The sequence below is a fragment of the Tardiphaga sp. genome (genome assembly GCF_044340795.1).
Taxonomy (GTDB): domain Bacteria; phylum Pseudomonadota; class Alphaproteobacteria; order Rhizobiales; family Xanthobacteraceae; genus Tardiphaga.
In genome coordinates this window covers 17,380-27,436 of sequence record NZ_JBIISY010000069.1, presented here as the reverse complement: position 1 = coordinate 27,436, position 10,057 = coordinate 17,380, and the positions used below count along the sequence as shown (strand labels likewise).

The 10,057-nt window shown below is 63.0% G+C and carries 11 protein-coding genes; 1 reads left to right on the top strand and 10 read right to left on the bottom strand.

Annotated elements, in window-relative coordinates:
- The 10 genes from ACIQ17_RS13620 to ACIQ17_RS13575 all read right to left on the bottom strand — a co-directional run.
- Positions 1-266 (bottom strand): nucleotidyltransferase family protein (locus ACIQ17_RS13620; protein ID WP_398469419.1); only part of this gene is annotated, 266 nt, incomplete at its 3' end.
- A 35-nt stretch (positions 267-301) separates the two neighbouring features.
- On the bottom strand, positions 302-2,458 hold the full coding sequence (gene scpA, locus ACIQ17_RS13615; RefSeq protein ID WP_398469417.1) for a methylmalonyl-CoA mutase: 2,157 nt from the start codon (positions 2,456-2,458) through the stop codon (positions 302-304).
- Positions 2,458-2,814 carry a hypothetical protein gene (locus tag ACIQ17_RS13610; RefSeq protein ID WP_398469415.1) on the bottom strand — a complete coding sequence of 119 codons (357 nt, stop codon included), beginning with the start codon at positions 2,812-2,814 and terminating at the stop codon, positions 2,458-2,460. The genes scpA and ACIQ17_RS13610 overlap by 1 nt, the downstream gene beginning before the upstream one ends.
- A 15-nt stretch (positions 2,815-2,829) precedes the next feature.
- Entirely contained in the window at positions 2,830-3,297 is a 468-nt protein-coding gene (locus tag ACIQ17_RS13605) for a GFA family protein (RefSeq protein ID WP_398469413.1), read from the bottom strand.
- A gap of 3 nt (positions 3,298-3,300) precedes the next feature.
- On the bottom strand, positions 3,301-5,166 hold the full coding sequence (locus tag ACIQ17_RS13600; protein WP_398469411.1) for a methylmalonyl-CoA mutase family protein: 1,866 nt from the start codon (positions 5,164-5,166) through the stop codon (positions 3,301-3,303).
- Positions 5,167-5,338: 172 nt separating this feature from the next.
- Positions 5,339-5,830, bottom strand: coding sequence for a 2-amino-4-hydroxy-6-hydroxymethyldihydropteridine diphosphokinase (gene folK, locus ACIQ17_RS13595; protein WP_398469409.1), 492 nt, complete (start codon positions 5,828-5,830; stop codon positions 5,339-5,341).
- 3 nt (positions 5,831-5,833) lie between these two features.
- Positions 5,834-6,199, bottom strand: coding sequence for a dihydroneopterin aldolase (gene folB, locus ACIQ17_RS13590; RefSeq protein WP_398469407.1), 366 nt, complete (start codon positions 6,197-6,199; stop codon positions 5,834-5,836).
- Positions 6,196-7,026 carry a dihydropteroate synthase gene (folP, locus tag ACIQ17_RS13585; RefSeq protein WP_398469405.1) on the bottom strand — a complete coding sequence of 277 codons (831 nt, stop codon included), beginning with the start codon at positions 7,024-7,026 and terminating at the stop codon, positions 6,196-6,198. The genes folB and folP overlap by 4 nt, the downstream gene beginning before the upstream one ends.
- 138 nt (positions 7,027-7,164) lie before the next feature.
- The gene (locus tag ACIQ17_RS13580; protein WP_398469403.1) at positions 7,165-7,572 is read right to left on the bottom strand and encodes a DUF4332 domain-containing protein; all 408 of its coding nucleotides are present in this window, start codon (positions 7,570-7,572) and stop codon (positions 7,165-7,167) included.
- A 62-nt stretch (positions 7,573-7,634) separates the two neighbouring features.
- On the bottom strand, positions 7,635-7,994 hold the full coding sequence (locus tag ACIQ17_RS13575) for a DUF2267 domain-containing protein (RefSeq protein WP_398469401.1): 360 nt from the start codon (positions 7,992-7,994) through the stop codon (positions 7,635-7,637).
- Positions 7,995-8,355: 361 nt separating this feature from the next.
- Here ACIQ17_RS13575 and ACIQ17_RS13570 point away from each other — a divergent pair, with 361 nt between their 5' ends.
- A complete protein-coding gene (locus ACIQ17_RS13570; RefSeq protein ID WP_398469399.1) occupies positions 8,356-10,017 on the top strand; it encodes a helicase HerA-like domain-containing protein in 1,662 nt (553 codons plus the stop codon).
- The last annotated feature ends 40 nt before the right edge of the window (positions 10,018-10,057 follow it).

Genomic DNA, 10,057 nt, shown 5'->3' with positions numbered 1-10,057 from the left:
AGTTCTCCATCGGTCATGATATGGGGCCACACCCCGATCTCATCCTCGATCAGATTCATGACGTTGAATATATTGAACGAGGATCGGCCGTTCTCACGCGGTGTATGCTCGACGAGGATGTCCAGATCGCTATCCGGCCGCGCGTCGCCGCGGACCCGCGAGCCGAACACTGCCAGTCGCGTCACGCCCTCTGCCTTGATGGCAGGGGAGAGCGCTCGCAATTTTGCGAGGATCGCTTCCAGCGGGATGTCGATCACGTCGGTCATTCCGTGATCCTATCACAGGTGCCGTGACGCTGCAGCTACTCCGCCGCCTGGCTATGCCCCAGTCTCGCATTGAGCTTGTGGATCAGCTCTTCCGCGGCGTCCGAGATCACCGTGCCCGGCGGGAAGATCGCCTCGGCGCCGGCCTTGTAGAGCTCGTCATAATCCTGTGGAGGCACGACGCCGCCGATAATGATCATGATGTCCTCGCGGCCCTGCTTCTTCAGCGCCTCTTTCAACTCCGGCACAGCGGTGAGATGCGCGGCGGCGAGGGAGGATAGGCCGAGAATGTGGACGTCGTTCTCGACGGCCTGACGGGCAGCTTCATCGGCGGTGGCGAACAGCGGCCCGATATCGACGTCGAAGCCGACATCGGCGAAGGCCGAGGCGATCACCTTCTGGCCGCGGTCGTGGCCGTCCTGGCCGATCTTGGCAACGAGAATACGCGGGCGGCGGCCCTCGGCGTCCTCGAAGGCGTCGATCAGCGCCTGAACCTTGGCGACATTGTCGTTCATGCTGGATGCTTCCCGCTTGTAGACGCCGGTGATGGACTTGATCTCGGCGCGGTGGCGGCCGAACACTTTTTCCATCGCGTCCGAGATTTCGCCGACGGTCGCCTTGGCCCGTGCGGCGTCGATAGCCAGGGCGAGCAGGTTGCCATTGCCTTCCTGAGCGCTGCGCGTCAGCGCGTTGATGGCGGCGTCGACATCGGCCTGGTTGCGTTCGCCGCGCAGGCGCTTGAGCTTGTCGATCTGCAAACGGCGGACATTGGAATTGTCCACCTTGAGCACGTCGATGGGCGTCTCGCTCTCGGGCTTGTATTTGTTGACGCCGATCACCGCTTGCCGGCCGGCATCGATGCGGGCCTGGGTCTTGGCAGAGGCTTCTTCAATGCGCAATTTCGGCACGCCGGCCTCGATGGCCTTGGCCATGCCGCCGAGCGCCTCGACTTCCTGGATGTGGCCCCAGGCTTTGACCGCGAGATCATGGGTGAGGCGCTCGACATAATAGGAGCCGCCCCACGGATCGATGATGCGCGTGGTGCCGGTTTCCTGCTGGATGAACAGTTGGGTGTTGCGCGCGATGCGGGCCGAGAAGTCGGTGGGCAGCGCCAGGGCTTCGTCGAGCGCATTGGTGTGCAGCGACTGGGTATGACCCTGCGTCGCGGCCATCGCCTCGACGGTGGTGCGCATCACATTGTTGAACACGTCCTGCGCCGTCAGCGACCAGCCCGAGGTTTGCGAATGTGTGCGCAGCGACAGTGACTTCGGGTCCTTCGGATTGAACTGCGTCAGCAGTTTTGCCCACAAGAGGCGCGCAGCGCGCATCTTGGCGACTTCCATGAAGAAATTCATGCCGATCGCCCAGAAGAACGACAGCCGCGGCGCGAACTTGTCGACATCGATGCCTGCGGCCATGCCGGCGCGCAGATATTCGACGCCATCAGCCAGCGTGTAGGCAAGTTCGAGATCCTGCGTCGCGCCGGCTTCCTGCATGTGATAGCCGGAAATCGAAATCGAATTGTATTTCGGCATCCGCTGCGAGGTGTAGGCGAAGATGTCGGAGATGATCCGCATCGAAGGCGCCGGCGGATAGATATAGGTGTTGCGCACCATGAACTCTTTCAGAATGTCGTTCTGAATCGTTCCGGTGAGTTTCTCCGGCGGCACGCCTTGCTCCTCGGCAGCGGCCACATAGAGCGCGAGGATCGGCAGCACTGCGCCGTTCATGGTCATCGACACGCTCATCTGGTCGAGCGGGATGCCGGCAAACAGCGTGCGCATGTCGTAGATGGAGTCGATGGCGACACCTGCCATGCCGACGTCGCCGGCGACGCGCGGGTGATCGCTGTCATAGCCGCGATGGGTGGCGAGATCGAAGGCGACCGACAGGCCCTTCTGGCCGGCAGCGAGATTGCGGCGATAGAAGGCGTTGCTGTCTTCCGCGGTGGAGAAGCCGGCATATTGCCGGATCGTCCACGGCTGGTTGACATACATGGTCGGGTAGGGGCCGCGCAGGAACGGCGCTGCGCCGGGCCATGTGTTCAGGAAGTCGATGCCTTTGACATCGGCCTCGCTGTAGGCCGGGTTGACCAGAATGCCTTCCGGTGTCAGCCACGGCTCGGCGCGGCCCGCGGGCGCAGCCGGAGAGATTGGCGCGAAGGCGATGTCGGCGAAATTCGGGATCTTGGTCATCATGCAGCTGCCAATTGGCGTCGTCTAACGCGACGCTTGATTTCATCTCGGGTATCTTTGAACTCGCAATCCAGCAGATATAGTTCTATGCCGTTGCGGTTGATCGACGAATTTCCTTGTAGGACATGCAGGCATCCGAAGACCACGGCCTGCATCTTGTAGAAGATTGGTGCGTGAAGCAGGCCACGCCATCCAAACGAAGCCATGGCAGCCAGGTAAAATGGCTTTCGCCTGGCTCCTTCGCGAGTCGACTGAACTAATCTCTCGATGTCCGAGATCAACGCTTCATACTTTGCGCCAATCTCTTCATCACTGAGCTTTGCAAGGTCACCACGAAGATTGATCCCAAAGCGCATCATAGCTCTCCGATCTCAATCATGATCCGGATGCTGATAGCTGAACACGCTCGCCATCTTCTCCGCACCGTAATTCTGCGCCGTCGTCTTGCTCGGCAGGTTCGACACATTGCCGACCCAGCCGAGGCGGCTCTCGCTGCCGAATTGCGAGGTCGGGACCACGCGGTCCGGGCGATCGAAGGCGCCGGTCATGATCTCGATGTTCGGGCCCTCGATGCGGCGATAGCTCAGCGGCGTGCCGCATTTGGCGCAGAAGTCGCGTTCGGCGATCGATGAGGACTTGAACGCCGACGGCTGGCCACGGGTCCAGGCGAAATTCTCTTTCTGGATGTCGGCAAGCGAGGCGAATGGCGAGCCGCTGGCCTTCTGGCACATGCGGCAATGGCAGATGCTCACCCGTGTCGGCGCAGCACTCACCGCAAAGCGGATTGCGCCACATTGGCAGCCGCCGGTCAGCATGGGTTTGCTCGCCGTTGCCGTCATCGCTCACTCCATCCGGGCGTAGGCTTGCACCAGCATCGCCAGTGCATCGCCGCCGGCGACGATGAAATCCTGCACGCCGGCCGCACGCAAGTCGGTCTCCAGATCGCCGGGGCGGCCTGCCAGATAGATATGTTTTGCACCGGCCTTTTGCAGGGCCTGCGCGGCCGCTGCGGCATGGGCCGGAAACTGCTTGTCCGAGGAACAGATGCAGGCGAGCGCGGCGCCGGAGGTCTTGAAGGCGTCAGCCAGCGCGGCGGGATCGGTGAAGCCATTGGTGTCGATGGCCTCGATGCCACCGGTTTCGAAGAAACTCTTGGCGAAAGTGGCGCGGGCAGTGAAGTCCGCGGGCGTGCCGAGATTGGCAAGGAACACCTGCGGTCGCGCGCCTTTGCGGGCGAGCAGGTGATCCGACTTGTCGCGCAACGTCTCGAAAGGCTGGGCGAGGCGGATCGCCTCCAGCGCGGGGAACTTGATCTTGTCCTTGCCATAGGGCTTGCCGGGGATCGGCTTCACCTTCAGCACCGAGGCGCGGGTCTCGTGCAGGTTGGGAAACTCGCTGGCGCCGGTCAGCACATCGCGGCGCTTGGCGACGGCGGCCTGGCGCGCCTTGCGGGTCGCGGCGACCTTGGGCTGGATCAGGTTGTTGCCGAGGGCGTGGAAGACGCCGCTGGCTTTCTCGATCTCCTGGAATTGCGCCCAGGCGGCATCGCAGAGTTCGCGCGTCAGCGTTTCGATGCCGCCGGCACCGGCGGCGGGATCGGTGACCTTGGCGAGGTTGGACTCTTCCAGCAGCACCAGCTGCGTGTTGCGCGCGATGCGGCGGGCCCCGGAATCCGGCAGGCCGAGCGCCAGCGTATGCGGCAATACAGTGATCGAATTGGCGCCGGCGAGACCGGCAGAGAAGGTCGCCATGGTGGCGCGCAGCATGTTCACCGCGGCGTCGCGCTGGGTCATCATGCGCCAGGCGGTTTCGGCGGCGATGAAGAGCGGCTTCGGCTTCAGGCCACAGCTTTCCTCCACACGCGCCCAGAGCAGGCGCAGCGCGCGGAATTTTGCCATGGTCATGAACTGGTCGGCATCGGCGGCAAGCCGCGCATAGACCATGCCGCGCGCGGTCTCGAGCGGGACGTTGTGCTCTTCCAGCGCGCGCAGATAAGCCAGCATGGTGGCGAGCGTGTAGCTCAGCTCCTGCACCTCGGAGCCGCCGGCATCATGAATGATGCGGCCATCGGCGAAGGCGAACGGGCCCTTGAAACCCTGGTCGGCGAGCTTCTTGATCGTGTCGGTGACGGCGGGCGCCATCTCCCACCAGTTATAGGCGCTGGTGCCCCACACGGCGGTGGCACCGATGGGGTCGATGCCGAAGCGAATATCGCATTTGGCGGGATCGATGCCCTTGGCCTTGATGTAGTCCGCGAGCCAGGTCCCGGCCATGCGCGATTGCGGGCCGGCCTGCAATTCGATGCCGATTCCGGCATCGAGATAGATGCCGTCGAACAGCGTCGCGATGGTGTCTTCGGACGCGACGAGGCCGAAGCCGCGGGCGCCATTGGCGCCTTCGAACACCAGCGTCAGGCCGGTGGCGCCGTTTTCGAGATCGTGCAGGGCCTGGCGGTTCGACTTCGCCGCATCCGGGTGATCGATGCGCTGGAGGATCTGCCACGGCGCGGCAGCGGCGCGGCCGGCGATCGGTGCGGCATTGGCAGCGCGCTCATAGATCGGCTGGATGGCGATGCCGTCATAGGTCTTGCCGATCAGCTTCTCGAACGGCGCGCCTTTCAGTACGCCGTCGACGAGCTTGCGCCAGTCGTCATGGGTCGCAGGCGCAAAATCGGCGGCCAGCCTGATGTCCTCAGTCGCAGTCGACATGTGAAACGGTTCACTCCCGGCATGAGTTCGTATTTGGCCGGAAAATGCCATGGGACGAAGGGGTTGCCAATGCCCGTTGCAGCATGGGGATGCGCGGAAATGGGGCGTGGAGTTTCCAGATCTGGCGGGTTCCGGGGTAGCCGCGGCAACTCAGGTGAGCAGAGGCCGGCGTTCAGTCCAGATCCGGCAGCCTCACGATGCCATCGGTCGAGAGCTTCGCCAGATGCTCGGTCACCGTCTTGCCAGCGATCACCCGGTCCGGGGCGATCTCGACGAGCGGCACCAGCACGAAGGCGCGCTGGGTGGCGCCGGGATGCGGCAGCACCAGTTCCGGTTTCAGCATCACCACGTCGTCATAGGCAATCATGTCGAGATCCAGCGGGCGCGGACCCCAATGGCCCTCGGCGGCGCGGTTGCGGCCGAATTTATGCTCGATCTTGTGCAGGGTGAACAGTAATGCATGCGGATCGAGATCGGTATCAATTTCGATCACCGCATTGATGAAATTGTCCTGCGGGATGTCGCCCACCGGTGGCGTCTCGTAATCCGACGAGCGGGCGACGAGGCCGGCTTGGGTCATGCCGCAGATGTTGCTGATGGCTTTTCGGAAGGTGGTGCGGACATCGCCGACATTGCCGCCGAGCGCAATCAGGACACTGGCCATCGCTTATGCCCGCGAGCGGCGCAGCACCACGCCGACATCGTCGAAGATCGCGGCGATCGGTGCGTGCGGCTTGTGCACGGTGATCTTCACCGCGCTGATCCTGGCGAATTTCGCGAGGATGGCGTCGGCAACGGCGCCGGCGGCGCGCTCGAGCAGCTTGTAATTGGTATCCTTGAACGCAGCCACCGCGGTGGCGACCACATCGGCATAGGAAACAGTGTCGGCGAGACGATCGCTGCGCGAAGCGAGATCGATATCGGTGTCGAGTTCGAGATCGATGATGAAGCGCTGGCCGACCACGCCTTCATAATCGAGCACGCCGTGATGGGCGTGCACCGAAACGCCCTTGATGAAGATCATGTCAGTCATCGGAATTCCTCGATGGCGGCTGCGACGCGCAGGGCCTGGACGGTTTCGGCCACGTCATGGGCGCGAATGATCTTTGCGCCGCGCTGGACAGCGATCAAGTGGGCGGCGAGCGAGCCGCCAAGCCGCTGCAGCGGTTCGGACGGCACGATGGTGGAGATGAATTTCTTGCGGCTCGCGCCGACCAGTACCGGGAGGCCGAAGTGGGCGAGTTCGTCGCCGCGGGCGAGCGCGATCAGGTTCTGCTCCGGCGTCTTGCCGAAGCCAATGCCGGGGTCGAGGATGAGGTGGCTCTCGGGAATGCCGGCTTTCGCGGCAATCTCCAGCGTGCGTGCGAAGAAGGCGACGATATCAGCCATGATGTCGATGGATGGATCGACCTCGTCGCGGTTGTGCATGACGACCACAGGCGCGCCGTGTTCGGCGACCACGCGGGCCATGTCGGGATCGCGCTGCAGGCCCCAGACGTCATTGGCTATGGCAACACCGGCTTCCAGTGCACGCGCCGTCACGGAGGCCTTCATGCTGTCGATGGAGAGCGGCACGCCGAGCGTGACCACATCGGGAAGCACCGGTGCGAGGCGCTGCCATTCCTCATCCGCCGAGACGGGCCGGGATCCATAGGGGCGGGTGGATTCGGCGCCGACATCGATGATGTCCGCGCCGGCGGCGATCATCGCGCGGGCATGCGCCAGCGCGCGCTCGGGGGCGTTGAAATTCCCGCCATCCGAGAACGAGTCCGGGGTGACGTTGAGAATGCCCATCACAGCCGGTACCGGTCGCGCCAGCAGGGCGGCGAGTACGGGCGGGGTGGCGGCGGTCGCGATCATGCGGTCGCTTTGCGCGCGGGCGGGGAGGGAGTCAAGGGTGGGGGATTGTAGGGCGGATTAGCGTAGCGTAATCCGCCGGCCAAGCGGATGTGGCGCAGAATGGCGGATTACGGCTGCGCCTAATCCGCCCTACGGACCTCAATACGAGATCTTCAGCGGCAGCTGCCGTGCCTTCTCGATCAGATCGCCGACGGACTTTTCCGACGGCAGCACACGCACCAGCTTGCGCTTCTCGTTGGCCTCGCGCATCGCCAGGGCGAGGCGGGCGGGATTGCGGTGCTTCAGTTCACGCACGGTGGAGACACCGGAAGCGCGGAGCAGTTCGGCCTTGGCGGCCCCCATGCCGGGGATGCGGAGATAGTCGGCGAGATTGGCCCATTCCAGCAATTGCTGCTCGGTGAAGCCCGTCTTGGCAGAGAGCTCTTTCCGGCATTTGGCGGAGTGGGCGGCTTCCAGCAGACTCTCCATGGTGCGGATGCCTGCTTTTTTCAGCCGGGTCGCGGCGAAAGCCGTCAGACCGTCAATCTCGGAAATGGAATAAGCCATGATACTCGAAGGTTCGAAGAAAGGTGCTTGGCGCTTTCGTGGATGATCGCGGGACGGCCGTGTCAGGCGAACTGACTGAGGCCCGGGGTGCCCGCAATGATCTGGTCCATTGCATCGGAGCCGATCTTCTCACGTCCAAACTTGAACAGTTCCCGCGACACGCTCTGGATCTCGCCCATGCCGAGACCCATGCCCATCAGCTTGCTGCCAAGTGCCATCAGGCCGCCGCCCATCAGGCTGAAACCGCCGCCTTCATTGGCTGCGATCGCAGCTTCCGCGCCGGGGATATGCGCGACCAGTTGATTGAAGGGCTCCGGAGGGGCTTCGCGCTTGAGGAATTCCAGAATGCTGCCAACGGCTTTTTCGGCCACAGCTTCATCAATGCCGACCTTTGCGGTCAGCGCTTTGATCAATTCATCCATGATGCCCCGCCTCACACCGGTTGAACCGGTGCCCTTTGGTTTGAAAAATCATCTTGAGCCGGTGTGATTCGAATTACAAGCACACGCGGTGGTCCGACGGCAGATTCAATGTGATCGCGCGTCGAGTGTTGCAGCAATGCAATCGCAAATATGAAATTTCGGTCAATTGTTCGCGCTCGCGAGAGCGCTCTCGTTCGGAAAAAATCTGAGCGCCGTTTGGCATGTGCATGCGTTGCTTGGCCATCGGACATCATGACGCGCATCTGCTGGCCTTCGTTCCGCAACATGCGGTAAGGTCATGAAGCGTCGCGAATATTCTTCCATTTCTTTGATGCGCGATAAGCGATCCAGAGGCGATCAGATGGCCAAGACCACTGCAACTCCCACTGCAACTCCCACTGCAACTCCCACCGCAGCTCCGACATCGGGCGACACCGACAAGCAGGTTTTCATCGGCAAAGGCGAGCAGCCGGCGTGGCTGACACTGGCGCTCGGCAATCGCCACGGTCTCGTCACCGGCGCGACCGGAACTGGCAAGACGGTTTCGCTGCAGGTGATGGCGGAAGGCTTCGCACGTGCGGGCGTTCCGGTGTTTGCGTCGGACATCAAGGGAGATCTGTCGGGGATCGCGGAAGTCGGCGAGGCCAAGGACTTCATCCTCAAGCGCGCGCAGGAGATGGGGCTAACTTTCCAGCCCGATCAGTTTTCGACGGTGTTCTGGGACGTGTTCGGCGAGCAGGGGCATCCGGTGCGTGCCACGGTGTCGGAGATGGGGCCGCTGCTTTTGGCGCGGTTGCTCGACCTCAACGATGTGCAGGAAGGCGTGCTGAATGTCGCCTTCCGCGTTGCCGATGAAAACGGATGGCCACTGCTCGACATGAAGGACCTGCGCGCGCTGCTCGATGCCATCGTGCCGAAGGCGGCGAAGAAAGACGAGTTTGATCCTCTGGCCGAGATCCGCGCCGCCGCATCCAGCTATGGAAATGTCTCCAAGGCGACGGTCGGCACCATCCAGCGGCAATTGCTCGTGCTGGAAAACCAGGGTGGCGAAAAATTCTTCGGCGAGCCCGCGCTGGAGCTGAAGGACTTCCTCAGGACCGACCGCGATGGCCGCGGCATGGTCAACATCCTCGTCGCCGACAAGCTGATGGCGAGCCCGCGTCTCTATGCGACGTTCCTGTTGTGGCTCCTGTCGGAGCTGTTCGAGGAATTGCCGGAAGTCGGCGATCTGCCAAAGCCGAAGCTGGTGTTCTTCTTTGACGAGGCGCATTTGCTGTTCAACGATGCTCCGAAAGCCCTCATGGACAAGATCGAGCAGGTGGTGCGCCTCATTCGATCCAAGGGCGTCGGCGTCTATTTTGTTACCCAGAACCCGATAGATGTGCCCGATCGCGTGCTCGCGCAGCTTGGCAACCGTGTGCAGCATGCGCTGCGCGCCTTTACGCCGCGTGATCAGAAGGCGGTCGCCGCTGCTGCGGAAACCTTCCGCGCCAATCCGAAGCTGGACACCGCCAAGGCCATCACCGAACTCGGCAAGGGCGAAGCCCTGGTGTCGTTTCTCGAGGGCAACGGCACGCCGTCGATCGTCGAGCGCGTGATGGTGAGGCCGCCAGTGGCGCGCATCGGCCCGATCACGCCCGAGGAGCGCAAGGCCATCATCAATGCCAGCCCGGTGAAGGCCAAATACGACATCGCGGTGGACTCAGAGTCCGCTTATGAGATGCTGCAGAAGCGCATTGCCGGCACGGCGGTCACGCCCGCGGAAGCAGGCACGGCCGGGGCGGGCGGCGGAGGCTTCCTTGGCGGCCTCGGTGCCATCATCGGCAGCATCTTCGGCACCGGCACGCGGCGTGGCCGGCTGACCACGGGGCAGGTGATCGCGCGCAGCGTCACGCGCACCGTGACCAACAAGGTGGTCGGCGGTATCGTCGCCAATGTTGGCAAGCAGATCGGCGGCTCGCTCGGCAGCACCATCGGCCGCGAGATCGTGCGCGGCACGCTCGGCGGGATCATGAAGCGCTGATCCCGTCATCGGTTACATCGTTTGAACATCTGGCTTGAAG